This is a genomic window from Halolamina sp. CBA1230 (assembly GCF_002025255.2).
In the GTDB taxonomy this organism is placed as follows: Archaea; Halobacteriota; Halobacteria; order Halobacteriales; family Haloferacaceae; genus Halolamina.
In genome coordinates this window covers 36,630-61,957 of the sequence record NZ_CP054588.1, presented here as the reverse complement: position 1 = coordinate 61,957, position 25,328 = coordinate 36,630, and the positions used below count along the sequence as shown (strand labels likewise).

Below are 25,328 nucleotides of genomic sequence, written 5' to 3'. Positions count from 1 at the left end.
ACTCCCCAACGTCAACATGAACGTTATAAATCTACCACTATACAGATGATGTATGGTGGAGGTGCGTCGCACGGCCGTCGTCAAACTCGACATCGGCGACAGCGACGCGACTCTCCTCCACGAAACCATTGAGGAGTATCTGTGGGCGTGCAACTACGTCGTCCAAGACGCGTGGAAAGACGACTACAAGCCCACATCGAAAACCGAACTGCACGACCGGACGTACTCCGACGTGCGTGAACAAACACGGCTTCAAGCGAACCTCGTGCAATCCGCACGCAACAAGGCCGCCGAAGCTATCAAAGGCGTCGTCGCTCGCTGGCAGAACGGAAAGATGGCGTCGCAGCCGAACTTCACGACACCCTCGGTTCGCTACGACAAACGGAGTGCGACGTTCCACGATGACCGCGTCTCCCTTTCCACGGTTGACGGGCGTGTCGAAGCCGGGTACGTCCTCCCACCGGAGGGCGACAATCCGCAGACTGAGTACCTCCGAAACGATGACTACGAGGTGACGGGTGCGACGCTTCAGTACCGTGACGAGACGGACACCTTCTACCTCCACATCGGCACAAAGGCTGAGGTGGAGTCCGAGATACCGAACGACGGCGACGCCGGGAACAGTACAGTCCTCGGCGTTGACCTCGGTATCGAACAGATTGCCGTCACGTCAACCGGACAGTTCTGGAGCGGGGGCTACCTCAATCACCGTCGCCAGGAGTACGAACGCGTGCGCGGCGACCTGCAACAGACGGGAACGGAGTCGGCCCATCGAACGATCAAGCAGATGGGCGACCGAGAGACGCGATGGGTTGAGGACTACCTGCATCGAATCTCGAAAGCCATCGTTCAGGAAGCCGTTGCACACGGGTGCGATATAATCGCGTTCGAGGAGTTGACGGACATCCGAGATCGGATGCCGAATGCGAAGAAGTTCCATGCGTGGGCGTTCCGGCAACTGTACGACTACGTGGCGTACAAGGCGGAAGTGGAGGGTATCGAAACCACGCAGGTCGATCCGGCGTACACGTCCCAACGATGTTCACGGTGTGGAACGACACTCCGTGAGAATCGTCCGTCGCAAGCGAAGTTCTGCTGCCAGAAGTGCGGGTACGAGGTCAACCCGGACTACAACGCGGCGAAGAACATCGGGATGAAGATGCTCCGTGCGGGGCAAAAGTCTCCGCACGGAGGGGCGACACGTCACCTCGCCCTGAAGTCGGGGACGTTGAACGTGAACGGCGAGTATTCGCCTGCCGACCAGTAGGGTCGGCCAGATCGGGAGTCCACCGACAAGCCCACCCTTTAGGGGTGGGTTGGTGACGGTCTATACGATGTGGTTCGGGCCGCGTTGCGGCCAGTAGAGGCTGTTCAAGAATTCTGAGTTACGGTTCTGATTCCCTTTCCCTACTCGTAATGCATGACTTCTTGTTTCCTGTAGAACGTCCCCCGTCGACAATATGCACTTAGAGAATTTCAGCTTCAAAACGCATGACTACGGCGTGTTCAACAAGAATATGTGAACACCAATCCTTCTAGACGAGGTTTTATACCCTTGGCGATTCTGATTGCTATTGATGAGCCTCACACCCACTGACGACGGCACTGAGGAACGCTCGGATGACGGTGATGAGCCCCTCGTGCCCGAAGGTGTTCTCCGAGGCATTGACGACATTGAGGGGGGGAATACGGCGAGTAAGGAAGATATTGAATCTCTTCTAAAGTTCTAACCCGCCCCGTTCGTCGTCGTGAGTCGAGTACCGCTAACGGACGAAGAAACTCGTGTGATTTTTGCTGGCGAGGCAGCCGAGAATTTCGGGGCGCTTGAGGGGAGTGAACAGAGAGATGTTCTTAACCGACTGGTAAATATCCTTGAGAGCGATGTGATTCCGAGCTCCTTGGTTTACGAGTGGATCGGTAACCTTGATATCTACACTGTCGGTGACCAAATCAGGCTATATACGAAGGTTGTTGATGAAATTCCTCAGGGGAATTCCGAGTACCACGTCATCTACCTCTTCTATATCGATGACGACCACGATTATGAGAACAAGACACTAGCGACATACAGTCCGCGGGCGGAGGCAAAAGCAGAGCGCGTTACATCGCTCAGAACAATCTCTGATGTTGAGGAGTATCTGGAAGAACAGAATGCGTTAGACGCGGATGATCTCCGGGATATGCGGTAAGTGACGGTCGAAAACAGTCCGGAACTATCGCCGTCGGCTGCTCTCCGTCGTGGCGTAAGGACGAGATCGCCTTCGAACTTCGAGACTATCGGTACGTACCCGTGTACATACCCCGGTGCACGAGTGACTATCTGACTTCTAGTGTCGTTTTGAACTCACCAGCATCCGGTCCTACGCACTTCCTGTGGCAGCGGAATCAAGTCCGGCAGGTCATCCCTGTGCCCACGTGACTGCGAGGACCGCATCTCGAAGCGAACTGAGTCTCCGCTCGACGACATCTAGCGGATGTGAGTCGATGAACTGCGCTGGTTCGTGCGCGACGGGTGTCGCGCCGTCGTTCACAGCGGAGCAGCGCGGAAGCCCACCCCTTCAGGGGTGGGTCGCTGACGAACGCGGGCAAGTTGTCCTCGCCCAGGGGATCCACGTCGGGGCCCTGGTCGAAGACGTACTTGACGCCGAGTCCGCGCGCGCCGATGTACTTCTTCGCGCCCTCCTCGTCGATACCCTCGTATTGTACGTCGCCCGCGCTCAAATCAACGCGCGCGACATGATCTCTGTTTACGCGATACTGGAGTTTAATGATCTAATTATTATACATATTATATAAATAAATTATATTTAGTTGAATAGAATAAACAATACTATTATATGGGGAACCTGTGATAAAACGGTGTATGGTAACTAGCCACAACCTTGCTGATTACGACACGGCGCGCGACGAGTTCTCGTGGGACGACATCTACGCTGAGGCGGACTGGGACGCACCGTCCGAACTGAACATCGGACACGAGGTCGCCGACCGCCACGCGACCGACCGAGGACAGGTCGCGCTCTATCAGGTCGGGACCGACGGGGAACTGACGACGATGACCTTCTGGGAACTCGCCGACCGGTCGAGCCAGTTCGCCCACGTCCTTGAGGATCTCGGCGTCGAGCAGGGCGACCGGGTCTTCTCGTACATGCCCCGGATCCCCGAACACTACGTGGCGCTAGTCGGGACGCTCAAACACGGCGCCGTCTGGGGAAGCGTCAACGAACGGTTCGGTCCCGACGGAATCTCTTACCGCCTGGACGACTGCGACGCCAAGGTCCTCGTCACTACGACGGACAATCGTGATACGGTCGAAGACGCACTGGACGACGCGCCGTCGGTCGAACATGTGATCACCGTCGACCGTGGCGGTGGCGCACCCACCGACGACGTGGTCTTCAACACCGCGCTGGACGAGGCAAGTACAGAGTACGAGGTAGCCGAGACTGCCGGCGAAGACGACGCCTTGCTGTACTACACGTCCGGGACGACCGGGCTCGCAAAGGGTGTCCTTCACAAACAACGCTGGGTGGCCGGCGTTGCGGCAACTCAGAAGTACGCCGTCGACCTCCAAGGCGGTGACCTCTACTGGTCGACCGGCGACCTGGGCTGGCTAACGGGTGCGATCAACACGCTCGGAGCATGGTTCTGGGGTACCTCGCTTTTCACTTACGAGGGCGAGTTCGATCCCGAGGAGTGGGCCGACCTGCTTGACGAGTACCCGATCAACGTTCTGTTCTCAGTCCCGACGGCCTACCGGATGCTCCGAGAAAACGAGGCGGTCCTCGACGACGTTGATCTGGACCTCCGACACGCGCTCTCGATCGGCGAACCGCTCAGTGCCGGCGTCGTCGAGTGGGGTGAAGACGAACTCGGCGTCACCATCCTCGATACGTACGGGCAGACCGAGACCGGCAACATGATCATCAACAACTACCCGACGATGGAACTCCGGCCCGGCTCGATGGGCAAACCACTGCCCGGCATCGAGGCCGACATCGTCGACCCCGAGACGGGCGAGGTCATGGAGCCCGGCGAGACCGGCGAGATCGCCCAGCGTGGCGACTACCCGTGTTTCTTCGCCGAATTCTGGAACAAACCCGAGAAGACCATGAAAGCCTTCGTTGACGGGCCCGACGGCGAGTGGTACCTTTCAGGGGACCTCGCACACAAGGACGAGGACGGCTACTTCTGGTTCGAGGGGCGGGCCGACGACGTGATCCTCTCGTCGGGCTACCGGATCGGCCCCTTCGAGGTCGAGAGTTCGCTGGGCGAACACGACGCCGTCGCGGAGGCAGCTGTCGTCCCCAAACCCCACGATGAACGAGGGAACATCGTCAAGGCCTACGTCGTGCCGAGCGAGAGCGCTGAGCCGTCCGAGAGTCTCAGGGAGGACATCCAGACCTACGTGAAAGAGGAGCTCTCGGCCCACGAGTACCCGCGCGAAATCGAATTCCGCGAGGAGTTGCCCAAAACGGTCACGGGCAAGATCCGCCGGACGGAACTCCAGGACGAGGCCGAGGAAGAAGCGGACGTCGAGGCCTGACGAGCGGCGGCGAGGGACCATTCACCAATGAACTTCGATTCCACGGTAGAACGTTCGATGATTCGGTCGACCGCGGCGGACGTGGCGGCCGAGTACGGACCGGAGTACTGGCGCGAGAAAGAGGAGGCCGGGGAGTTCGCCCAGGGGTTCTGGGACGAACTGGCGGAGGCCGGCTTCCACGGCCTGCTGGTCCCCGAGGAGTACGAGGGGGCCGGCATGGGAATGCAGGAGATGGGACTGGCCATGGAGACCCTCTGTGCCGAGGGCTGTGGCATGGCCGGCACCTGGTACTTGGTGCTGACCGCGGGGATGGCTGCCGTCGGCATTCGCGAGAACGGCACCGAGGAACAGAAGGAGACCTACCTGCCCGACATCGCCAACGGCGAGCGCAACTTCTCGATCGGCATCACTGAACCTGAGGCCGGGACGAACACACTGAACGTCGCGACCCGCGCCGAGAAGGATGGCGACGAGTACGTTCTCAACGGACAGAAAGCGTGGACCACGTTCTCGGACCGGGCCGACAACATGATCCTCGTCACGCGCACGACGCCACGTGAGGACGTGGACCGCGGCACCGACGGGATCAGCTTGTTCATCGTCGACATAGACGACCCCGGGATCGACGTCGCGCCCATCGACAAACACGGCATCAACTACTCGAAGTCCTGTGAGGTCTTCATCGAGGACGTCCGCGTCCCCGAGGAGAACCTACTGGGCGAGGCAGACGAGGGGTGGTGGGCACTGGTTGACATGCTGAACCCGGAACGAATCGGCTTCTCGGCCGCAGGAACTGGCATCGGCAAACTGGCCGCGGACACCGCCATCGAGTACGCCAACGACCGGGAGGTGTTCGACGCACCGATCGGCAGCCACCAGGCCGTATCGTTCCCGATCACGCAGGCCTACGCGCGCATGGAGACGGCGGCGCTGATGCGTGAAAAGGCGTCCTGGCTCTACGACCAGGGCGAGGAGTGTGGCTACGGGACCAACGTGGCGAAGGCCACAGCCGTCAGCGCCGGCATCGAGGCGGGCAGTCGATGCAGGCTTTCGGTGGCTGGGGGTACGCCAAGGAGTACGACGTTGAGCGGTGGTGGCGCGAGATTAACCTCACGCGTCTGGCCCCGGTCTCCCAGCAGATGGCGTACAACCACATCAGTCAGCAACTCGGCTTCCCCAAGTCCTACTAATGTTCGAGAAAGTTCTTGTCGCCAATCGCGGCGAAATCGCGGTCCGCGTGATGGCGGCATGCGAAGAGTTAGGTATCGAGACGGTCGCCGTCTACAGCGACGCCGACCGGTCGGCCGGTCACGTTGACTACGCCGACGAGGCGTACAACGTCGGCCCGGCACCCGCGAGCGAGTCGTACCTCGATCAGGCAGAGATTGTCGACGTCGCCCAGCGGGCCGAAGCCGACGCAATCCACCCCGGCTACGGCTTCCTCGCGGAAAACGCTGAGTTCGCTGCGCGGGTCAACGCCGCCGACGGTATCACGTGGGTCGGCCCGCCCAGCGATGCGATGGAGACTCTGGGAGAGAAGACGAAAGCCCGCACCGTCATGCAGGAGGCCGCGGCGTCCCGATCCTGCAGTCGCTCGTGCTCGACCATCTCCTCCTGCACGACGGGCCCGCCTTCTGGGTCGACGCAAACGGACACGCGACGACGACGACACTCGCTCAGATCGCGCCCAGTCAACGATTGCTCGATCGAATCCACGTCGCACGCGGATTTACCGCGTACCAGCACTACGGCGCGGTCTGTGATCTCCCGACGGCAGTGAACAAGTCGATCCAGTGTAGTCTCCTGCGTGTGGGTGCTTTCCCCAGCGAAGATTCACCGCGTTCCTATCCGTGTAATGGAACTTGTAATCATCTTGGGTCGTCCACTGGATGTCAATCCGGGCCTCGTCGGCCGCACATAGCCCATCGGCAAGCGTGACTTCAAGGACGGATGGATGGAGATAGTCGTCGAGTTCGGCTGTCGCAAGGGGTTCCATCTCCTCAACGACATCACGAATCGTCAGCAGCGCCGGACGATCCGTAGCCCCACGAAGAGTATGGGGTTCCGCTTGGGCAGGAGAATCCTGCATTGCTCAGGCAGGGACGCTGTCGTCGGTCGAGCGATGGTCGCTGTCGACGAACTTCTCGGCGTTGCCGATCGAGAGGGCAGCGTTCGCGAATGCGAGATTCCGACGGAGCGTCTTCCACTCACGAATCGTCGCTGGATCAATCTCGTCCTGTGGGGATCCGGACTCGGCGAGAGCCTGATTCGTCTGGTTGACAGCCAACTCTTCGGGTGAGTCGACCCCGAATTCGGACCGGTACTCGGTGAGCTGCTCACGCATCTCCTGGATTCGCGCGACGAGTTCGTCAGTCGAGACGTTGTCAAGGATGTCGGCAGCCTGTTCGACGACGAGCGATTCGGGCGAGCGGTGATAGAGTGTGCTACCGTGCTCGCCAGGAGTCGTCTCGACAAATCCTTCATCCGCGAGTGTGTTCAGGTGCTTTCGAGCGGTCTTCGGAGTGGTCCGTGCATCGTCAGCTACCGCATCGGCTGAAACAGGACTGTACGTATGTGAAACGACGTGTCGAATGCGTTCGTAGGGCGTCGTTTCAGATTCCCATTCCTCTCCGACCGCCTCATTGACATCTGCAAACTCCTCTGGTGGGCTTTGGTCGTTCATGTGGAAACGCACGGTTTAGAGTAGTATAGTTCTTTGGTAAAGTTCTATATCCCTCTATCAGGAGAGGGAAGACCACCGGCAGAACCAGTCGGGCGAGCTCCGAAATCGTTCCTGAAGTAAGAGAAGACAAACAAGAGGCCAAAAAATGCCAGAAGGCATCCGTGAGACTCATACGGTGAAATTCGGAGACAACACGCCATAGCTTATCGACGACGGTCGCGTCCTGGAGTGGGAAGCAACCGCTGACGGCGCCGTCCCGACGGAACGGGATGACGTCGGTGTCGGCCACCCCCCGTGTGCGAGATGATTTCCGTGATCGGGGGACAACCCCGTGTGAGAGGTGAATCAGGTGATAGGTTTGGGGGCGACACCCCGTGTGCGAAATGAAACTGCCGTCGGAGACCACCGCCTCCGAAGACGGCTCCGCCGATCACTTGCCAGCGAGGAAATCGTCGACCTGTGTGTTGACCACGGACTCGAGGAGATCCTCCTCGTGATCGGCTTCGTCGAGCCGAATGTCGGTCCGGAGCGTCCCGGCGACGACCTCGGGGTCGTCGACGAACGTGTACTCCTTGTGGACGCCGCTCCCGTAGCCGCGGCCCCGTTTCTCCGACGTCACGAAGTTGTAGGTCTCGGCCTCGCTCATATACCGCAGGTAGGAGTCCCGTGACTTCTCGTCGGCATCCAGCACGTCGGTCAGGTACTGGTAGACGCGATACGCGACAGTGCTGGGGACGGCGTTCAAACTTCGTTTCGCGTACACCGGGACGATCGCGGTCGCGTACAGTGAGAGCTTCTTCTGCGTCGAGAGCCCCTGCATCTGCGTCAGCGTGCGGTCGCGTTCGGCCTCCTCCTGTGCATCCCGAACGTGTGCTTCGCACACAGTGTCCTCACCCCGCCGATCCGCGATCTCGCCCGCTTTCCGGAACAGGTCGATCGCTTTCCGCGCGTCGCCATGGTCCTGTGCAGCGAACGCCGAGCTGAGCGGGATGATGCCGTCCTCGAGCACGCCGTCCTGGTAGGCGTCGCGTCGGCGATCGAGGATCGACTGGAGCTGGTTCGCGTCGTAGTCGGGGAACACCACGTCCTGCGGGTTGAACGAACTCTCCGCTCGGCCGTCGAGCTCCTCCATGAATCGCGGGTCGTTCGTGAGTGCAGCGACGGAGATCTGCACGTCGATACGGCCGAGCTGTGAGGCACGCGAGAGCTGATAGAGGAGTTTCGAGTACGCCGGCTCGTCGTTCGGATCTCGCTGCCGCCCCACCAGAAGGTCGACTTCGTCGAGGATGACGATGACCGAGTCGAAGTCGTCGTTCAGGATCTCGTAGAAGCGGTTGAGCTTCTGATCGGTGGACACCCCGCTCTGGGGAACGCCGACATCGACGCCGGCCTCGTCGGCGGCGTTTCTCGCGAGCCGGTAGACGGCACGGTCGTGGGACTTGATCGTCTGGCAGTTGATCTTGATCACGCCGTAACGGTCGCCTTGGGACTTCGCGAGCTCCAGCACCTGCTGACAGACGGCGTTGATAATCAGCGACTTCCCCGTTCCGGACGGCCCGTACAGCAGCATGTTCGGTGGGCGGTTCCCCTGGAGTGCCGGACGAAGGTAGGTGATGATGTCCTCGAGCTGTTCGTCACGGCCGACGATGCGATCTTCGTCGATGACGGCGTCGGGATCGAGAAGCCCCTTGTCTCGAAACACGGAGTTCTGCCCCCCCTCCTGTAGGCGGCCTTTGATCGACTGGGAGAGGGTCTGTTGATCGTCGCCGTCGGGCATGGTAGCGGCCAAACGTCGGAGCTATAAATAGGTATGGTTACCGTGTGCGAGGTTAAATCCGGGTAATTCAGGAGGTACAGGCCATATTGAGTGGGGAGATGAGGAATTTTCGAACACCGTGGGCGAGATCAATTGGGCGACCCACCCTCCCCGTGTGCGATATGAAATCACCGAGTGGCCGTCAGCGAGTGAACGTACGCGATCGTCGACGAAATCGTTCGTGCGCCGTGCTCGATACGCCACAGTCGAAGGGCGGTGACCCTCACACCCCGTGTGCGATATGAAATCAGCGAGAAGGTGGAGGCTCGAAGATAGGGAAATGGACCCGAGAACAGTCGATCGAACGGCTGGGGACGACGATACTGGGTCGAACAGCGTCACTACACGAACTGGAGGCTGGCTGACTGAGTCGATCGTGTTACGAAACAGACTGTTTCGTTTCGATCGACTGTGGAGAGGCTACGGACACAGTTACCATACCACTCAGATAAAACTTCCTTTCGGACAGTACATATCGGGATTCCGGCCTTTCATCCCGATTTTCCTCCGATATCGAGTGTTTTCGGCTGCTAACCGTCAGTCCCGCCGCACACCCCTCCCACCTTCTTCCCGATTTCATTTCGCACACGGGGTGTGGGGGTTCTCGTCCACCCACCACGACAAGCAGTCGGCCGCCACGGCGAGCGATCAAATCTGATCCAGCGCCCACGAGGCGCGCTCCCTGACGGCCGGATCGTCGTCTTCAGCCGCGCGCGCCGCGAGCGCCGATCTCGCTTCCGCGGCGCCGAGGTGGCCGAGCGCCCAGCAGGCGTTCTCCCGGACGAGTGCGCTCTCCGCGTCGAGCAGGGCCACGAACGTCGGCGTCAGGTGGGCAACCGAATCGGGGAAGTCCTCCGCGACCCGGCTGAGTGCGCCGCTGGCGTTGACGCGGGCGAACTCGTCGTCTTCGGACAGCAGCGGTGCGATCTTCTCGGTGTACGGCTCGACGACGTCGGTGTGGACGAGGGCGACGTCACCGATCACGCCGATCGCGTTGTTGCGGAGTTTCCCGTTCTCCGTGTCGAGGAGTGCGATCAGCTCGTCGACGAGATCCACCCCCACGCTGGGGTATTCCCCGACGACACGCCCGAGGCCCGCAGTGGCGTTCAGCCGGATCTGATCGGCGACCGCGTCGTCGACCGCCGTCTCGGCCAGCGTCGACACCACGGGTTTCACCTCGTCCGGGTAGGCGTCCGCGACGCGGGACAGCGCGAACACCGCGTACCGTGCGTCGTCGAGGTCGTCCCCGATAACCGCTGCGAGCGACGGGACGGCGTCGACAGCGTCCGCGGGGTGGTCGGCCGCGATCTCGGCCATGCAGCGCGCCGCTCGCCCGCGAACCCGATCGTTCGACGACGCCAGCGCGGTGCTGATCTCGTCGGTCAGGGGGGCGATCGCCGCCGCGTCGTGCCGGCCGAGGTGGTACAGCGTCGCCAGCACCCCGACCTGTACCTGCGGATCAGCGTCGCCGAGCAGCGAGCGGAGGATCGGGATCGCCGGCATGCAGTCCGCGGGTCGAACCCTCGCGACCTGCCGGAGCGCGTCGAGTGCGGCACGGTCCCGTGTGTCGCCGCCAGCGCTCGTGTCGTCGTGGGCAGTATCGAGCAGCGCGAGGATCGAAGGAACGCGCACTGCCTCGGGGTTCACACTCGCCAGCCGACGGAGCCCGACGGCGGTCTCCTCGGGCGTTTCCGCACTCCCCGTGTACAGTTCGACGGGTGGCTCCGCGATCGAGAGCATCCCGATGTCGTCGATCCGGACCGTGAAGGCGTCCTGCGCCGGCGAGACCGGCGTACACTCGGCGGCGGGGGCAGCCGACGGGCGGTCGACCGACCGCTGAACGACCGACAGATCGTGGAGGAGTTCGGTCCGTTCCGTTCCGTCCTCGGCGTACGTCAGTTCGAACCCCGGCGCGTCCGAGTGCTCCTCCAGGAACGACGAGAGGTGCGACGCGTCGGTGGGCATGATCCCTGCACTCGACGGTCGGCTCTCGTCGGGCCCCTGCGATCGACCACCGTCGGGCCGCGGCTCTCGCGCCCACGGGAGCTCCGGGTGGACGTCGCCGGCTTCGACGGCGGGGACGAACTCCCACGCGTGGTAGTGTTCCCAGCTATCGACGTCGCTCAGGTCGAGATCGTCGACGACGACGTACCCCTCGGCGTCGGGGTGGAGGTCGGCGATCAACGCGAGCCGTTCACGGCGCTCGGGGAACCGTTCGTACCGACCGTCCGGCTGTTTCTCCCCCAGCCACTCGTCCCATTCGTCCGAATGTCGCCCGACGACGTCGACGACACCCGGGATCGCCGCCTCCTCGGCGAGCGACTGGTTCCCGATCGCGTACACGGCGTGTGGCGTCTCGTGAGCGAGGTGGCGGACCCACTCCAGCGGCACCGCCTCGCGGTTGGGGTGGGGGTTGACGTCGACGGTCCAGTCGCGGTCGAACGCGAACACCAGCATCAGGCCACCTCGACGAGCCGGTCGGCGAGCGACCATAGCTCCGCCGTCTCCTCGATCGCGGCCAGCCAGCGGTCGGGGAGTTCGTCCGCCCCGAACCGCGCACCCGCGACGGCGCCGGCGATCGCCCCGATGGTGTCCGTGTCGCCGCCGCGGTTGACGGCCGTCGCGATCGCCTCCTCGGCCGACTCCGCACGCAGCCCGTCGTGGAGTGCCGTCTGCAGCGAGTGCACGACGTAGCCGGAGGTTTTCAGCGACCCCGACGGCTCACCGCGCGCGATGGGCCGGAGCGCGCCGTCGAGTTCGTCGGGGACGGCCGGGCGGAGAGTTTCCAGCGCGTTCTGTAGCGGTCGATCGACATCCTGGAGCAGACCGGCGATCGTGAGGTTCAGCACTGCACACCCCTCCGTACAGCGCGGGTCGGCGTGCGTGATCCGCGAGGAGTCCCGGCTCACTGCGGCCAGTTCTTCGGGGCTCTCCGCGAACGCGACGGCGAGCGGCGGACACCGCATCACGCTCCCGTTCCCGGCGTTCTGCCCCTCAGGACTCGACTCCCAGACCGCCCGCCCTGCCTCGTCCCACGGCTCACCGCTCTCGAGGCGGCTGAGCGCCCGCCGCGTCATCACGCCGATGTCGAACGGGTTGGTGTTGTACCACGCCACGAACCGGTCGGCGACGTCCGCGGGATCGAACGCCTGCTCGTCGACGACGCTTCGGGCGATACACAGCGCTTGCGCCGTGTCGTCGGTGATCGTCCCCGCCGGCTGGTTCCACGTTCCGTGCCCGACCATCTCGGTGAGTCGACCGTGTGCAGCAGTGATCTCGTCGGCGGCGGAGAACTCGACCGGTCGCCCGAGCGCGTCGCCACACGCCAGCCCCAACAGCACGCCGCTCGCCCGATCCGGATCCATGGCTGTCTCGTTAGCCGGCCGCGAGGAAAGTGTGTGGGTCATACATCGTCCCGCCCCGCTAGCGGCGCCGTTGGGAGAACGGCAGCTTACGGAAGAACGAGGAGAAAGCTCCGCCCATCAGGGCGGGGATGAATCCGACACTACCCTTCACAGTCCACCGTTCGATGGAACGGCAGGATCTTCCACGCTGAGTATTCCGTACTTTCATGTATATTTGCCTACATAGATTATGTATGGCGAAACAGGTCGTCACACGCACCTACACTGCTTCCATTCGGAATCAGCCACAAGTGTCAGACGACCTCGATTCGCTTGGGTTCGCCGCATCGAAACTCTGGAACGTCGGACGGTGGGTCTGCGACCGCGTGTGGAGCGAAATCGGCCACATCCCCAGTCACAACGAACTCACCGCGTACCTCAAGTCACACGAACGCTATGATGACCTGCATTCTCAGTCAAGTCAGCGAGTCCTTCAAGAACTCGCTGAGGCGTTCACCGGCTGGTACGGTAAACGACGCAACGGAGACACGAGAGCAAACCCACCGAAGTACCGCAAACACGGCGACGACCACCCCCGAAGCACGGTTACGTTCAAAGCTGCTGGCTTCAAACTCGACACCGAGTACAACCGCGTCCGACTCAGCAAAGGCTCGAACCTCAAGGAGTATTGGTCGGACTTCATCCTCTGTGAGTATCAGACTCGGCCCGACGTTGACTTCTCCACCGTGGAGAGCGTCCAACAGGTTCGAGCGGTCTGGGCTGGTGACGAGTGGGAGTTGCACTTCGTGTGCAAGGTCGAAATCGAGGTTTCTGAAGCACCGGGTGAGAAGACGGTGGGTGTTGATCTCGGCATCAACAACTTCGCCGCACTCGCCTACGAAGATGGCCACAGCGAACTGTATCCGCTCAACTGCCTGAAGCAGGACGACTACTACTTCAGCAAACGCATCGCTCGCTGTGATGACTCGGACTCCGAGCAGGCCACACGGTTGAACCAGAAGAAATCGGCCCGCCGCACCCACTACTTCCACACCCTCTCAAAACACATCATCCGGCGGTGTGTTGACGAAGAAGTTGGGACGATTGTGGTTGGCGACCTCTCCGGTATCCGCGAAGACGAGGAGAACAGCGAGTCGAAGAACTGGGGTAAGCACGGAAACCTCGACCTGCACTCGTGGGCGTTCGACCGCTTCACTGACCTCCTCGAATACAAGGCTGAGATGGAGGGCATCACAGTCGAACAGGTATCCGAACGGGATACATCGAAGTCGTGTTCGTGCTGTGGGCGCAAGCAGAAATCGAACCGTGTTGAACGCGGGTTGTACGTCTGTGATGAGTGTGGGACGGTGGCGAACGCGGATGTGAACGGTGCTGAGAACATTCGGCAGAAAGTATCTCCGAGTCCGTCACAGGATAGGAGTAACGGCTGGTTGGCACAGCCATCGACGTTCTTGTTTGACAAGGAAACTGGTGCGTTCGCACCTCAAGAACAGGTCACGTCGTAAACCACAATATCCCAACGGCGGTCGGGAATCCTCGCGCTTCAGCGCGGGGAGGATGTCAAATTGGACGTACCCCCGTCCCCCGGACAACTCGATGTGCTACTGTTCGGTCTGTGAGATCAGCCATCCGACAACGCGGATCGACGACTGTTTCGAGCGCCGACAAACGGATCCGTGAACAGCAACTCCAGAGTCCCTCAGCGGACCCACGGGCCCCTCCGTCCGTAACAGGCCTCCCGTAACAGACCTCCGAACGATGATGCAGCATGCGCGGACCCCTTGAGTCGACAGATGATGTGTCGACCCCGTGACGAACTAGCCCAGTCCAACCTGATCGAACAGGTCGATGCTGACTGGCAGGTCGTCGACGCCACGCTGGCGGCACCGCTGCGAGAAGCAACACCGGTTTTAACCAACTCATCTGATCATCGCTCTTATTATTAGTTAACAGATCACTCACATCGTCGCGGAACGCTCGCTTCTGAGGGCCAACTCGTCGAGCCGATTGGCGATCTCGTCGAGAACGGCCTTGCCGGTCGGCGGTAGGTACTCAAGTCGGAATATCGGTTGTGCATCGTTAGCTCAGAGCTTCTGGCGGTATCGCATTACACGCGCCTACTCTTCGAGGAGATTCGGCCGCCTCATCGACGAGCCCCGCCGGCACGGCCAGATAGAGGGTCGAAAGCATTTTCGTCGCCAGGAACTGCCGCAACTGCCGAATTTCCGTGAGCGCGAGAGCGGTTTCAGCTGAGTGCCGTGGGTTGACCGGAGAGCCGATACTCAGGAGGCCACCGACGCGTCAGGAATAGGGATTGAAGATCCGGAGCACTCGGTCGGGATCATCCCGCTCGAGGTTGGTGAGGAAGTCCTGAGTCTTGTCGACCAGGTCAGCTTTGGTCTCGAAACCTACTGCATCGATTCCGTATGTGAACGGGACTTCATCGATGCTCGCGCTGGAAAATGACTCTGTATCAAAAACCCTGAAGCGCTCCCGCGGCTTTCGGATGGGCTCATCGTTCCCTTTTCGGAGATGGAATTCCCCGAGTATGGCACCGATCTCTGAGCCGACACCCGTTGTCAGACCTGCATCTGAAAAGATAAACATAACCGCATCACTTACTGCAGCGAAGGCGATCGATTGATCGAGAACAGACATCGACTCTTCCCCATCATCTGCCTCCGTGTCGGTCGGGATATCGACGTCAGTGGCAAGAAACGCGTGAACACCGAGCTCCTTACGAAGTGATTCACAGAAGTCTTCAAGCGCCATTTGAAAGCTCCCACGGCCATCTGCCGTGACGTGCTTTGATTGATCAAACAGCGGATCATCCATAAACGCTGACTGAAGCTCATCTCCGTCGGGATAGGCGTATTCTGCGTCAAATGCGGTATAGGGTCCCATCACGAATACGTAGAACTCATCATCAAGCACTGGTTCAGGTGGTTCGGGGATATCTCGCCTGACATGTGAGAAGACGGGCTCCCCAGCATAGGTGAATCCATAGTCGCGTTCAGTCATACGAGTCTCTCCTTGTGAGAATCCAAACAGATGGTGACAGAAAAAAGCACCAGAACCCGCAGAGATGCCGAAAGTAATTCATTAGCTAACTCTGTGAACAACCGTTAACCTAATCAGGCAGGCCGACAAACCCTCACCTGTTCGCATGAGCGCAAGAGAATCAAATCTATTCAGTGAATTGGATGATGGTGATGTGGTCCAATATGTTGAGAAGCGAGTATTCGGTGGGAAAATTGACTCGCTAAAGGCACATATCGATCGAAAAAAGGCGCTCGCAGAGCCGACGCGATACAGTATTCTGTACTTGCTGTATGAATACGGGCAGGTATCGAGAGCACGTCTTGCCACGGAAACCGGGCGAGACAGTAACGACTTGCAGCACCATCTGAACGATCTGCTTGAGACGAATCTTATCGCCAAAATCCCAGCCCCGGAAGATGCCGACGGTCGAAAAACCTACTACCGTATCACGACCCTCGGGAAACAGGAAATCGCGAGCGATATCGAGCATGTGGTCGGTGGTCAAGAACATGAGAACCGTTTCGAGATGCTCGCTGATCCCGAACTAAACGAGACGATGCCGGAAAGTGGAGATCGACGACGGGTAATTGTCGTAAGTGGAGAGGATGTCGAATCACTCGATGAACATCGGAATGGATTGCGGGAAAAACGGCGGGAGTTCCAGCGAATAGCTGGTCAGGAGTGACTTGAAGCGATGACTACCACCATCGGACTCATATTCGACTTCGACGACACACTCGCTCCTGATTCAACAACACAACTGCTTGAGGAACACGGAGTAGACCCAGAGGAATTCTGGTTCACAGAGTTTCAATCCCGTATCTCGGAGGGGTATGACCCAACGGTCGCATACCTCTCGCTTTTGCTCGAAAAGGTCGGGCCAGACCAACCGCTTGGCGAACTTACGAAAGGAGACCTCGAAACATTTGGAGGTGGCCTCACGGAGAGCCTCTATCCTGGTCTGCCAGGATTCTTTGATGACATCGATGCAATCGCAAACGAATACGACGACATCTCGATTGAGTACTACGTCCTCTCGGAAGGTCTCGAGTCGATAATCAAAGGGATGGACATCGCAGATCGGTGTGAAGCAGTATACGCCTCACGGGTAGGAACAGACTCTTCGGACGTTATCCAAGACATCCAACGACCGATCTCATTTACAGACAAAACCCGATACCTCTACGAGATCAATAAGGGTATCACCCCGGACGAGACCAGAGAAAACCCGTACGCGCCAAATGCGAAGGTGAACACTGAGGACAGACGAATCCCGTTCGAGAACATGATTTACATCGGGGACGGGATTTCGGACATCCCCTGTTTTTCCCTTGTAAAAGAGAGAGGGGGCAGAGTCTTTGGCGTCGTTGATCGTGATGAAGAGGGTGCGGAGGGATCGGCGAAACAACGCGCAATCCGGGATATCGGCTCACCGCGAAGGGCCGGTAATCTGAACACTCCGCGGTATACGGAAACCGGTCGGCTCGGATCGCTCCTCCGACTGACTATCGAAGGGATGTGTACCGATCGAACGATCGACGAACTTGAAGCGTTGTAAGGCCAGGCCGCGGTCTTCACCCACGGATCATCCCCTACACCTGAACAAGCTCCTGAATCCGCCTATTGACGTGAAGACAATCCCTGAAAACACATCGATAGGGGTGTGTTCTGTCTCCGGTCACGTATCCTGATACACATCGATAGAGGGGTGTCACCGGATTGCCTGAGCACTACTCCCGTCCTCAGGATCCACGGTGGAGACGTTAACCAACACTTTCCACGAAAAACGCGGTGCTGTTGGTTAACCGTGGTCGGCCGAACGTCTTTGCCGCTCGACCTGCTACGTCCACCCATGACTGTCGCCAGCCGAATCGTCCTCTCGTACCCCGAGGAGCTGTCGGAGTGGGGCCGCGACCAGATCGAGACCGACCGCTACCGGAACTACCTGCGCAAGGTCGTCGACCCCGTCGAGGGGGCGGAGTTCGAGGAGTTCGTCGACGTCGGCTGCTGTGGCGACTCGATGGATATCCCGTTCAGGGTGGAGTCGGTCGACGGCGACGAGATCGGCGAGGAAACGAAGGTCGTCTACACCACCCGCGAGGCTGCGATGGAGGGGGGCTGGCTCGTCCAGAGTCAGGCCGGACGGGACGGGCGCTGTCGGACCGACTGAGCCGCCGAAACCGTACCAGCTGCTCCGCGATATCGTTCGTCGGTCGACTGCCCCGCGTGCTCCCTCGCCGTACTCACGCACGACCTCGGCGCCGGCCGACTCCCGAGCGCCAGGATCCGGTAGTGTTCAGATAAGCTGATTCCATGCGAAGGCGAACGCTCGTAACCACCCGTCGGCAGTTTCTCGACTTGCGTTGCCACCCGTGTCTGGCGCCAACTGTTTGACCGATCTGCGACCGCCTGCGATCACGGCGACCACGGCGCGCTCAGAGACAGCGTCTTCGGTCATCAAGCGCCGATACGGGTCCGCTGTCGGGCCGGGCGTCTGGTACCGCCAGTTCCGCGAATTGGTACTTACCGCCGTCGTCTACAACCTTGAACAAGCCACCAAGGAGTGATCGCTACGCCTTCCGCGGATTCAATAGAGCAGATAGAAGAGAAAATATATGTGTTAATAATGTCATTCACACATATGGAGAATACCACTGATGAGCAGGTTTTTGCGGCAGGATATGCATTTGTAGCGATGTCACTCATATTAGGCGCAATTCTTCTTTATGATGCTATGGCTGGAAATCAAACGTCGGGGAGAGTGGTCATCCCATTTAGCATTGGTCAAATTATATTCTGGGGTTATGAATATATAAATATATGATTTATATCGCCACCGGCCGCATCAATCACTAGATGATCGAACGCCAGCTGAGGTGGTGACTATAATGCAGTTTGTCTAAACACTACACCGGGATCCCGGCCTCGGTTTTAAGCGCTGACGGTGTGTGAGGGGACGACGTGAACTCGGAGGCAGACACTGGTGGCCTGTTCGCGCCCGAGCGCGTCGCCGTGATCGGCGCGACGGAGCGCTCGGGCTCGATCGGGGCCGCCATCGTCCGGAACCTCGACGACTTCACGGGCGAGGTCGTCCCCGTGAACCCGAGTCGCGACACCGTGTTCGGGCGGCAGTGCTACCCGGACGTCGCCTCGGTCCCGGGGGAGGTCGACCTCGCGGTGGTCGTGGTACCGCCGTCGATCGCGGTCGACGCCGTCCGGGAGGCCGGCGAGGCGGGGGTGACGAACGTCGTCGTCGTCACGGCGGGGTTCAGCGAGACCGGGCCCGAGGGCGCACAGCGCGAACAGGAGCTCCGCGCCGTCGCCGCGGAGTACGACCTCGCGCTGGTCGGGCCGAACTCGCTGGGCGTGCTCTCGACGCCGGCGAACCTCAACGCCACGTTCGGCCCGTCGAACGCGCTCCCGGGGTCGCTGTCCTTTATGAGCCAGTCCGGCGCGTTCATCACGGCCGTGCTGGACTGGGCGAACGATCAGGGGATCGGGTTCAAGGACGTCGTCTCGCTGGGCAACAAGGCCGTGCTGGACGAGTCGGACTTCCTCGCCCACTGGCAGGACGATCCGGCGACGAACGTGATCCTCGGCTACCTCGAGGGCGTCGAGGACGGCCGCGAGTTCATCGACACGGCCCGCGAGGTGACACGGGACACGCCCGTCGTGGTCGTCAAGTCCGGCCGGACCGAGGCGGGCGCGGAGGCCGCGTCCTCACACACGGGCACGATCGCCGGGAGCGAGGCGGCCTACGAGGCGGCGTTCGAGCAGGCGGGCGTCGTCCGCGCGGAGAACGTCCAGGAGCTGTTCGACTACGCGCGCTCGCTCGACGGCCTGCCGATGCCCGAGTCCGATCGGGTCGGCGTCGTCACGAACGCGGGCGGCCCGGGCGTGATGGCGACCGACGCCGTCGGCGACTCGCGGCTCGGGATGGCGTCGTTCACCGACGGGACGCTCTCAACGCTGGAGGAAACGATGCCGGAGGAGGCGAACATCTACAACCCCGTCGACGTGATCGGCGACGCCGACATCGAGCGGTTCGAGACCGCACTCGACGCCGTACTCGCCGACGAGAACGTCGGCTGTGCGATCGTCATCTCCGCGCCCACGGCGGTCGTTGACTACGAGGAACTGGCGGCGGCGATCGCCGAGCGACAGGCCGACCACGACAAGCCCATCGTCGCGTGCTTGATGGGCGGGCAGCGCGCCGAGCCCGCGGCGGAGATCCTCGGCGAGGCGGGCATCCCGAACTACTTCGATCCGGCCCGGGCCGTGGACAGTCTCGACGCGCTCGCGGTCCAGCGGGACGTGGAGTCGCGGACGTACGAGGCGCCGGCGTCGTTCGACGTCGACGAGGAGCGCGCCCGCGAGATCCTCACCGACGCCGCCGACCGGGGGGCGACGCGGCTCGGCGTGGAGGCGATGGACCTGCTCGACGCGTACGGGCTGCCCACGCCCGACTCGGCGATCGTCGACGACCCCGCGGCCGCCGAGTCGGCGGCCGAATCCATCGCGGGCGACGTAGTGATGAAGATCGTCAGCCCGGACATCCTCCACAAGTCCGACATCGGCGGCGTGGCCGTCGGCGTCGCCCAGGCGGACGTCGCGGACACCTACGAGACGCTCGTCACGCGGGCCCGCAACTACCAGCCGGACGCGACGCTGCTCGGCGTGCAGGTGCAGGAGATGGTCGACACCGAGGCGGGCACGGAGACCATCCTCGGGATGAACCGCGACCCGCAGTTCGGCCCGCTGCTGTTGTTCGGCCTCGGCGGTATCTTCGTGGAAGTGCTGGAGGACACCAGCGTCCGCATCGCGCCCGTCTCCGACCGGGAGGCCGGCGAGATGGTGGACGAACTCGACTCGGCACCGCTGCTCCGCGGGGCTCGCGGCCGGCAGTCGGCCGACGAGGCGGCGATCCGGGAGGCGATCGGGCGGCTGAGCCAACTGGTGACCGACTTCGACGCCATCCTCGAACTCGACGTGAACCCGCTGCTCGCCACCGCCGACGGCGTGCAAGCCCTCGACGTGCGACTGACCATCGACCCAGACCAGCTATGACCTCGCTACTCGTAACCTCGACCGACGAAGGCACCGGCAAAACCGCCGTCGCGCTCGCGCTCGCGCGGCTGGCCGCCGACCGCGGCGCGGCGGTCGGCTACATGAAACCGAAGGGTACCCGCCTGCAGAGCAACGTCGGGAAGACGCTCGACGCCGACCCGATGCTCGCGCGGGAGCTGCTGGATCTCGACGCGGAGATGCACGAGATGGAACCCGTCGTCTACTCCCCGACGTTCGTCAAGGGCGCCATCCGGGGCGAGGAGGACACGGCCGCGCTCCGCGAGCGCGTCCGGGAGGCGTTCGACGGGCTCGCCGAGGGGACGGACACGATGATCCTCGAGGGCGCTGGCGACCCCGACACGGGCGCGGCCATCGACCTCACGGACGCCGACATCGCCGAGCTACTGGACGCCCGCGCGCTGCTCGTCGCCCGGTACGAGGAGCCCCGCGACGTCGACCGGATCCTCACGGCCGCCGAGAACCTCGGTGACCGCTGTCTCGGCGTCGTGTTCAACGCCGTCTCCAGTGCGGCGTACGACGAGGTCGAAACCGAGGTGGTCCCGTTCCTCGAGTCCCGCGGCGTCCCCGTGCTGGGCGTCGTCCCGTGGGCGCGCGAGATGGCCGGCGTCACGGTGGCGGATCTCACGAACGAACTCGGCGCGGAGTCGCTCACCGACGCCGCGACCGACGCCCTGATCGAGCGCGTGCTCGTCGGGGCGATGAGCGGCGAGAGCGCGCTCAGCCACTTCCGCCGGACGAAGGACGCCGCCGTCATCACCGGCGGCGACCGGGCGGACGTGCAAGCTGCGGCGCTTGACGCCCCCGGCGTCAACTGTCTCGTCCTCACCGGCGGACATCGGCCCTCGGGGGCGATCCTCGGCGAGGCCGAACAGCAGGGGATGCCGGTGGTGACCGTCCAGACGGACACGATCACGACGATCGAGCGGATCGAGTCCCTGATCCACGGCGGGCGCGTGCGCGACGCGGCGACCGTCGAGCGGATGCAGGAGCTGCTCCACGCCCACGCCGACGTGGATGCCATCCTGGACTAACTCGTCCCGCGCTACTCCTCGCTCGACTGATCGACGTCCGACCGCCGCCGGACGTCCACCCGGTAGTGCTGGAGGATGTCCCGACCGAGCAGCAGCTGGTAGTCCATGTGGCCGCGGTCCTCCAGCGACGCGGCGACGGTGTGGCGGTCCCCGCCGACGCCGACGACGATGTCGACGACCGGCCGCGCCTTCCCGGATTTCACGCTCCCGGAGCGGACTTTCGTCATCGACTTGATCGGGCCGGCGCCGATCTCCGCCGCCAGCCGCGTGTCGATGCTCGTCCGCGCGGCGCCCGTGTCGGATTTCGCGACGACGCGCTCGGTGCCGCTGGTGCCGGAGACGAGCACGTCCTCCGTGTAGCCGATCGTCGTGGTTTCCTCGGGCTGTCGCTCGGGTTCGGTGCCCACGGTCTCCGGCGTCGAGTCGTCGAGCGCCGTCGCGAGTTCCGCGACGTGGTCGTCGTCCACCTCGCCGCCCGCGGTCTCGATGGCGAGCTTCGCGATGCGTGGCGCCGGGCTCACGCCGGTCGCCTTGAACAGCCCCTTGAATCCGGCAGTCGGGTTGACTTCGAGGAGGTGCCACCCCTCCTCGCCCTCCACGAGATCGATGCCCGCGTAGTCCAGCCCGACGATGTCGGCCGCTTCCAGCGCCATCCCCGCCGCCGCATCGGGAAGGTCGTCGACGGCCTCGACGGAGCCGCCGAGCGCGACGTTCGTCCGCCAGTCGTTCTCCGGCGCGAACCGCCGCATCGTCCCGACGATCTCGCCGTCGACGACGTACACGCGGATGTCCTGGTGGCGGTCGCTGTCCCGTTCGATCAGCTGCTGGAGGAACGCGTACCGCTCGCCGATCCGGGGGTTGACCTGCTCGCCGGCGCCGATCTTCCACGTGCCGCCGCCGTGGGTACCGATCGCGGTCTTGTAGACGACTTCGTCGCCGAACTTCCCTTTCTCCCGGTTCAGCCGGTCGGCGTCGAGCGCGAGCGTCGCGTCCGGCAGGCTGACCTCGGTGTCCACGAGCGCGGTCGCGGTCGCGAACTTGTGAAACGCGGTGAGAACGTTCCGCGGCCGGTTCAGCATCGGCCGAAGGCGGCTCAGCGACAGCGCCAGCCCGAGCAGCTCCGCGGGGTGTTCGGTTTTCGAGAGCAGGAGCCGGTTCGCGATCACGTCGACGTTCGGGTCGAGCGTCGCCGTCCCGTCCTCGATCTCCACACAGAGGTTCTCCTCCCGCAGCCAGACGCCCGTGTGGCCGAGCGCCTCCACCGCGTTCAGGATCGCTTTCGTCTCCTTGCTGTTGTGGAGGCTGAGTACGCCCACCGAGACAGAGTCGTCCATTGGCGTGGTTTTCGGCCGATAGCGACTAAACCGTGCCGATGAGGCCGGCAGCGTGACACGTCGGTCGCACGGGTCGCTCACCCACTCTCTCGGGCGGCCCTGATTTATACGCCCCCCGCCAAGCGGGCAGCAATGACCGACGGGGCGTTCACGTACAACGGCGGTCGGGTCGATCCGGGGGAGCGCGCGGACGTCCGGTACAGCATCAGCGAGACGTATCTCGGCGACCCCGTCCGTATCCCCGTCTCCATCGTCAACGGGGAGCACGAGGGGCCGACGGTGTTCCTCTCCGCAGCCTCTCACGGCGACGAGCTGAACGGGATCGAGGTCGTGCGCGAGGTCGCCCACGAGTGGGACCACACGAACCTCCACGGAACGCTGGTCTGTCTGCCCGTGCTGAACGTTCCCGGGTTCGTCACCCAGCAGCGCTACCTCCCCGTCTACGACCGCGACCTCAACCGGTCGTTCCCCGGGAACGCCGACTCGACGAGCTCGAAGCGGATGGCCGACGAGATATTCCGGAACTTCGTCGCGCCCTGCGATCTCGGGCTCGACTTCCACACCTCCACCCGCGGCCGCACGAACATGCTCCACGTCCGCGCGGACATGGCCGCCGACGACGTCCCGCGGCTCGCGCGGGCGTTCGGCTCGAACGTGATCATCGACGGCGAGGGGGCGTCGGGGACGCTGCGCCACGAGGCGACGGCCGCCGGCGTTCCCACGGTCACCGTCGAGATGGGGGAGGCCCACCGGTTCCAGCGGCGGCTCATCGATCGGGCGCTGGACGGCGTCGCGAGCGTGCTCGCGGAGTACGGCGTCTACCCGGCCGAGCCCGTGAACCGGCCGGGCTGGCGGACGATCGTCACGAGCGACCAGAAGACGTGGATCCGGGCCGACGACGGCGGCCTCGTGGAGATGCATTACGACCGCGGCGAGCTGGTTCACGAGGGCGACGCCGTCTGTAGCATCTCGAGCCCGTTCAAAACCGACGTCGTCGACGTCGACGCCCCCTTTACGGGCCTGCTCGTCGGGAAACTGGAGAACCCCGTCGTCTACCCCGGGAACCCGCTGATCCATCTCGTGGAGCTGGACGAACCGACGCGGCGCGCCTACGAGCGCGAGCGGACGGGGACGATGCCCGAACGGCCGGGATGAGCAGGCCCCGCCTACGGCCAGGATAAGCGGGGCTCGCCCCCGGCCGGGACGACCGGGGCTCGCGCCGCTCGAACCCGGTGGACGGCCGGGCGCCGGCGCGTCCCCGGATACCCGAAGGGATTTCGTGTCGACGCTCCCAACCCCGCACACCGATGACTCTCCCGATCGACCCGAGCCGGATCGACCCGGACGCCGTCGGCGAAGCAGAGACGACTCTCGAGATGGGCCACGAGGAGGCGATCGAACACGTCCGTGAGGTGTTCACCGACGCCGGGTTCGGGATCCCGGTCGAGTTCTCGCCCTCGGCGATGCTCAACGAGAAGATCGACGCCGACCGCGACCCGTACTACGTGCTCGGCGCCTGCAACCCGGAGATGGCCGACCGCGCGCTCGACGTTACCGACAACGAACTCGGCGCCCTCATGCCGTGTAACGTCGTCGTCTGGGAGGAAGAACCCGGGCGACAGCGCGTCTATCACGTTTCGATCATGCGCATCGCGCGACTGATCGGGATGGCGCCCGACGACGAGGCGATGGCCGACATCGTCGCCGACACCGGCGAACTCGTCGACGAGGCGTTCGCGAACCTCTAGAGATACTCGACGAACGCGTCCATGAGCTTGTTGACCGCACGACGGAAATGTTCCTCCGTCGCCCGTCTCCCGATTCCGAGCTCGTCCCCGATCGCTTCCAGCGTGACGCCCCGGGGGATCTCGAAGTAGCCGTTCCGGTGGGCGGCGAGGAGGACCTCCCGCTGGCGGGCGGTGAGCGTCGGGAGCGCGTCGACGAGCGAGACGAACGGGACCGACCCCTGCAGGCTCGTGAGCTCGCGTTTCGCCTCGACGGTGACGTCGTACTCCTCCGAGAGATCGGCGTAGAGCTGGGCGAGGTTCTCGGGGTCGAGGGCGAGCACCCGTCCGATCTTCCGGCCGCTCTCGTACCGGATCGGCGGGAGGAGGAGGCTGTCGGTCTCGTCGAGATACCGTTCGATCGTGGGCACGTCGACGGGCTGGAGACACCGTTCAGTGATCACGACCAGCTCCTCGGGCCCTCGGAGCGAGTCCCGGACGGGAACGTGCTCGCGGACGCGTTCGAGCATCCGGTCAGGGTCGCCGCCGCGGACGACGAGGAGGTCGCTGTGGTCCGAGCAGTACAGCTCGAGATAGGCGTCGGTGTTCGCGGTCACCGCCGCGAACGGGGCCGAACTCTCGATGCGGAGGGTCGCCTCGTACATACCCCACCTCCCGCGCCGATTCACTTAAAGACAC

Annotated in this window: 20 protein-coding genes and 6 pseudogenes; 17 read left to right on the top strand and 9 right to left on the bottom strand. The window is 62.7% G+C overall.

What is annotated here, in order from left to right:
- Positions 1 to 52 precede the first annotated feature (52 nt).
- The 3 genes from B4589_RS15535 (at position 53) to B4589_RS15525 (ending at position 2,189) form a co-directional block, all read left to right on the top strand.
- The gene (locus B4589_RS15535; RefSeq protein WP_143414228.1) at positions 53 to 1,267 is read left to right on the top strand and encodes an RNA-guided endonuclease TnpB family protein; all 1,215 of its coding nucleotides are present in this window, start codon (positions 53 to 55) and stop codon (positions 1,265 to 1,267) included.
- A 310-nt stretch (positions 1,268 to 1,577) separates the two neighbouring features.
- Positions 1,578 to 1,730, top strand: coding sequence for a hypothetical protein (locus B4589_RS15530; protein ID WP_158081112.1), 153 nt, complete (start codon positions 1,578 to 1,580; stop codon positions 1,728 to 1,730).
- Positions 1,731 to 1,748: 18 nt separating this feature from the next.
- Positions 1,749 to 2,189, top strand: a complete 441-nt coding sequence (locus B4589_RS15525; RefSeq protein ID WP_176330552.1) for a hypothetical protein — start codon at positions 1,749 to 1,751, stop codon at positions 2,187 to 2,189.
- A 376-nt stretch (positions 2,190 to 2,565) separates the two neighbouring features.
- Here B4589_RS15525 and B4589_RS15520 read toward each other — a convergent pair.
- Positions 2,566 to 2,769, bottom strand: a pseudogene (locus B4589_RS15520) (aldehyde ferredoxin oxidoreductase N-terminal domain-containing protein); the annotation flags it as partial.
- A gap of 94 nt (positions 2,770 to 2,863) precedes the next feature.
- Between B4589_RS15520 and B4589_RS15515 the strand changes: the two are divergent.
- From B4589_RS15515 to B4589_RS18280, 4 genes and pseudogenes are all read left to right on the top strand, one after another.
- The gene (locus B4589_RS15515; protein ID WP_079232224.1) at positions 2,864 to 4,546 is read left to right on the top strand and encodes an acyl-CoA synthetase; all 1,683 of its coding nucleotides are present in this window, start codon (positions 2,864 to 2,866) and stop codon (positions 4,544 to 4,546) included.
- A gap of 27 nt (positions 4,547 to 4,573) precedes the next feature.
- A pseudogene (locus B4589_RS15510) lies at positions 4,574 to 5,736 on the top strand (acyl-CoA dehydrogenase family protein).
- Positions 5,736 to 6,116 (top strand): annotated as a pseudogene (locus B4589_RS15505) (biotin carboxylase N-terminal domain-containing protein); the annotation flags it as partial. The pseudogenes B4589_RS15510 and B4589_RS15505, both read left to right, overlap by 1 nt.
- A pseudogene (locus tag B4589_RS18280) lies at positions 6,110 to 6,391 on the top strand (hypothetical protein); the annotation flags it as partial. The pseudogenes B4589_RS15505 and B4589_RS18280, both read left to right, overlap by 7 nt.
- Here the strand turns inward: B4589_RS18280 and B4589_RS18275 are convergent.
- The 5 genes and pseudogenes from B4589_RS18275 to B4589_RS15485 all read right to left on the bottom strand — a co-directional run.
- Positions 6,342 to 6,635: pseudogene (locus B4589_RS18275) on the bottom strand (hypothetical protein); the annotation flags it as partial. The pseudogenes B4589_RS18280 and B4589_RS18275 overlap by 50 nt on opposite strands.
- Before the next feature lie 3 nt (positions 6,636 to 6,638).
- Positions 6,639 to 7,229, bottom strand: a complete 591-nt coding sequence (locus B4589_RS15500) for an Rrf2 family transcriptional regulator (protein ID WP_079232371.1) — start codon at positions 7,227 to 7,229, stop codon at positions 6,639 to 6,641.
- Positions 7,230 to 7,659: 430 nt separating this feature from the next.
- Positions 7,660 to 9,006, bottom strand: coding sequence for an orc1/cdc6 family replication initiation protein (locus B4589_RS15495; RefSeq protein ID WP_079232225.1), 1,347 nt, complete (start codon positions 9,004 to 9,006; stop codon positions 7,660 to 7,662).
- Between the two features lie 687 nt (positions 9,007 to 9,693).
- Positions 9,694 to 11,502: a HEAT repeat domain-containing protein gene (locus B4589_RS15490; protein WP_079232226.1), complete on the bottom strand. Its 1,809-nt coding sequence runs from the start codon at positions 11,500 to 11,502 to the stop codon at positions 9,694 to 9,696.
- Positions 11,502 to 12,410, bottom strand: coding sequence for an ADP-ribosylglycohydrolase family protein (locus B4589_RS15485; protein WP_079232227.1), 909 nt, complete (start codon positions 12,408 to 12,410; stop codon positions 11,502 to 11,504). Before B4589_RS15485 ends, B4589_RS15490 begins: the two co-directional genes overlap by 1 nt.
- 233 nt (positions 12,411 to 12,643) lie before the next feature.
- Here B4589_RS15485 and B4589_RS15480 point away from each other — a divergent pair, with 233 nt between their 5' ends.
- Positions 12,644 to 13,915 carry an RNA-guided endonuclease TnpB family protein gene (locus B4589_RS15480; RefSeq protein ID WP_079232228.1) on the top strand — a complete coding sequence of 424 codons (1,272 nt, stop codon included), beginning with the start codon at positions 12,644 to 12,646 and terminating at the stop codon, positions 13,913 to 13,915.
- Between the two features lie 796 nt (positions 13,916 to 14,711).
- Here the strand turns inward: B4589_RS15480 and B4589_RS15475 are convergent.
- Entirely contained in the window at positions 14,712 to 15,431 is a 720-nt protein-coding gene (locus tag B4589_RS15475) for a hypothetical protein (RefSeq protein WP_143414229.1), read from the bottom strand.
- Between the two features lie 145 nt (positions 15,432 to 15,576).
- Here B4589_RS15475 and B4589_RS15470 point away from each other — a divergent pair, with 145 nt between their 5' ends.
- The 7 genes and pseudogenes from B4589_RS15470 to B4589_RS15445 all read left to right on the top strand — a co-directional run bounded on the left by B4589_RS15470 (position 15,577) and on the right by B4589_RS15445 (position 21,571).
- Complete coding sequence (locus B4589_RS15470) at positions 15,577 to 16,137, top strand: winged helix-turn-helix domain-containing protein (protein WP_143414230.1); 561 nt, start codon at positions 15,577 to 15,579, stop codon at positions 16,135 to 16,137.
- A gap of 9 nt (positions 16,138 to 16,146) precedes the next feature.
- Positions 16,147 to 17,010: a hypothetical protein gene (locus tag B4589_RS15465; RefSeq protein WP_079232231.1), complete on the top strand. Its 864-nt coding sequence runs from the start codon at positions 16,147 to 16,149 to the stop codon at positions 17,008 to 17,010.
- 294 nt (positions 17,011 to 17,304) lie between these two features.
- Entirely contained in the window at positions 17,305 to 17,622 is a 318-nt protein-coding gene (locus tag B4589_RS15460) for a hypothetical protein (RefSeq protein ID WP_079232232.1), read from the top strand.
- Positions 17,623 to 17,890: 268 nt separating this feature from the next.
- Positions 17,891 to 18,019, top strand: a pseudogene (locus B4589_RS18270) (IS5/IS1182 family transposase); the annotation flags it as partial.
- Between the two features lie 74 nt (positions 18,020 to 18,093).
- Complete coding sequence (locus B4589_RS15455) at positions 18,094 to 18,276, top strand: hypothetical protein (RefSeq protein WP_143414231.1); 183 nt, start codon at positions 18,094 to 18,096, stop codon at positions 18,274 to 18,276.
- 137 nt (positions 18,277 to 18,413) lie between these two features.
- Positions 18,414 to 20,519 carry an acetate--CoA ligase alpha subunit gene (gene acs, locus B4589_RS15450; RefSeq protein ID WP_079232234.1) on the top strand — a complete coding sequence of 702 codons (2,106 nt, stop codon included), beginning with the start codon at positions 18,414 to 18,416 and terminating at the stop codon, positions 20,517 to 20,519.
- On the top strand, positions 20,516 to 21,571 hold the full coding sequence (locus B4589_RS15445; RefSeq protein ID WP_079232235.1) for a phosphotransacetylase family protein: 1,056 nt from the start codon (positions 20,516 to 20,518) through the stop codon (positions 21,569 to 21,571). Before acs ends, B4589_RS15445 begins: the two co-directional genes overlap by 4 nt.
- Before the next feature lie 11 nt (positions 21,572 to 21,582).
- On the opposite strand, the gene B4589_RS15440 is transcribed toward B4589_RS15445, so the two are convergent.
- Positions 21,583 to 22,905, bottom strand: a complete 1,323-nt coding sequence (locus tag B4589_RS15440; protein ID WP_079232236.1) for a RimK/LysX family protein — start codon at positions 22,903 to 22,905, stop codon at positions 21,583 to 21,585.
- 132 nt (positions 22,906 to 23,037) lie between these two features.
- Between B4589_RS15440 and B4589_RS15435 the strand changes: the two genes are divergently transcribed.
- Together B4589_RS15435 and B4589_RS15430 are read left to right on the top strand one after the other, a co-directional pair.
- Positions 23,038 to 24,060 carry a succinylglutamate desuccinylase/aspartoacylase family protein gene (locus tag B4589_RS15435; RefSeq protein ID WP_079232237.1) on the top strand — a complete coding sequence of 341 codons (1,023 nt, stop codon included), beginning with the start codon at positions 23,038 to 23,040 and terminating at the stop codon, positions 24,058 to 24,060.
- A gap of 152 nt (positions 24,061 to 24,212) precedes the next feature.
- Positions 24,213 to 24,653, top strand: coding sequence for a DUF302 domain-containing protein (locus tag B4589_RS15430; RefSeq protein ID WP_079232238.1), 441 nt, complete (start codon positions 24,213 to 24,215; stop codon positions 24,651 to 24,653).
- Here the strand turns inward: B4589_RS15430 and B4589_RS15425 are convergent.
- Positions 24,650 to 25,294 (bottom strand): helix-turn-helix domain-containing protein, encoded by a 645-nt coding sequence (locus B4589_RS15425; protein ID WP_079232239.1) that lies wholly within the window; start codon positions 25,292 to 25,294, stop codon positions 24,650 to 24,652. The genes B4589_RS15430 and B4589_RS15425 overlap by 4 nt on opposite strands.
- Positions 25,295 to 25,328 lie beyond the last annotated feature (34 nt).

Excerpts from the sequence above, each read along its gene's own strand:
- B4589_RS15440 (WP_079232236.1), bottom strand. The coding sequence starts at position 22,905 with ATGGACGACTCTGTCTCGGTGGGCGTACTCAGCCTCCACAACAGCAAG.
- B4589_RS15480 (WP_079232228.1), top strand. The coding sequence starts at position 12,644 with ATGGCGAAACAGGTCGTCACACGCACCTACACTGCTTCCATTCGGAAT.
- B4589_RS15530 (WP_158081112.1), top strand. The coding sequence starts at position 1,578 with ATGAGCCTCACACCCACTGACGACGGCACTGAGGAACGCTCGGATGAC.
- B4589_RS15465 (WP_079232231.1), top strand. The coding sequence starts at position 16,147 with ATGACTACCACCATCGGACTCATATTCGACTTCGACGACACACTCGCT.
- B4589_RS15475 (WP_143414229.1), bottom strand. The coding sequence starts at position 15,431 with ATGACTGAACGCGACTATGGATTCACCTATGCTGGGGAGCCCGTCTTC.
- B4589_RS15515 (WP_079232224.1), top strand. The coding sequence starts at position 2,864 with ATGGTAACTAGCCACAACCTTGCTGATTACGACACGGCGCGCGACGAG.
- B4589_RS15435 (WP_079232237.1), top strand. The coding sequence starts at position 23,038 with ATGACCGACGGGGCGTTCACGTACAACGGCGGTCGGGTCGATCCGGGG.
- B4589_RS15470 (WP_143414230.1), top strand. The coding sequence starts at position 15,577 with ATGAGCGCAAGAGAATCAAATCTATTCAGTGAATTGGATGATGGTGAT.
- B4589_RS15485 (WP_079232227.1), bottom strand. The coding sequence starts at position 12,410 with ATGGATCCGGATCGGGCGAGCGGCGTGCTGTTGGGGCTGGCGTGTGGC.
- B4589_RS15430 (WP_079232238.1), top strand. The coding sequence starts at position 24,213 with ATGACTCTCCCGATCGACCCGAGCCGGATCGACCCGGACGCCGTCGGC.
- B4589_RS15445 (WP_079232235.1), top strand. The coding sequence starts at position 20,516 with ATGACCTCGCTACTCGTAACCTCGACCGACGAAGGCACCGGCAAAACC.
- B4589_RS15460 (WP_079232232.1), top strand. The coding sequence starts at position 17,305 with ATGACTGTCGCCAGCCGAATCGTCCTCTCGTACCCCGAGGAGCTGTCG.
- B4589_RS15495 (WP_079232225.1), bottom strand. The coding sequence starts at position 9,006 with ATGCCCGACGGCGACGATCAACAGACCCTCTCCCAGTCGATCAAAGGC.
- B4589_RS15535 (WP_143414228.1), top strand. The coding sequence starts at position 53 with ATGGTGGAGGTGCGTCGCACGGCCGTCGTCAAACTCGACATCGGCGAC.
- B4589_RS15490 (WP_079232226.1), bottom strand. The coding sequence starts at position 11,502 with ATGCTGGTGTTCGCGTTCGACCGCGACTGGACCGTCGACGTCAACCCC.
- B4589_RS15425 (WP_079232239.1), bottom strand. The coding sequence starts at position 25,294 with ATGTACGAGGCGACCCTCCGCATCGAGAGTTCGGCCCCGTTCGCGGCG.
- B4589_RS15500 (WP_079232371.1), bottom strand. The coding sequence starts at position 7,229 with ATGAACGACCAAAGCCCACCAGAGGAGTTTGCAGATGTCAATGAGGCG.
- B4589_RS15455 (WP_143414231.1), top strand. The coding sequence starts at position 18,094 with ATGGAGAATACCACTGATGAGCAGGTTTTTGCGGCAGGATATGCATTT.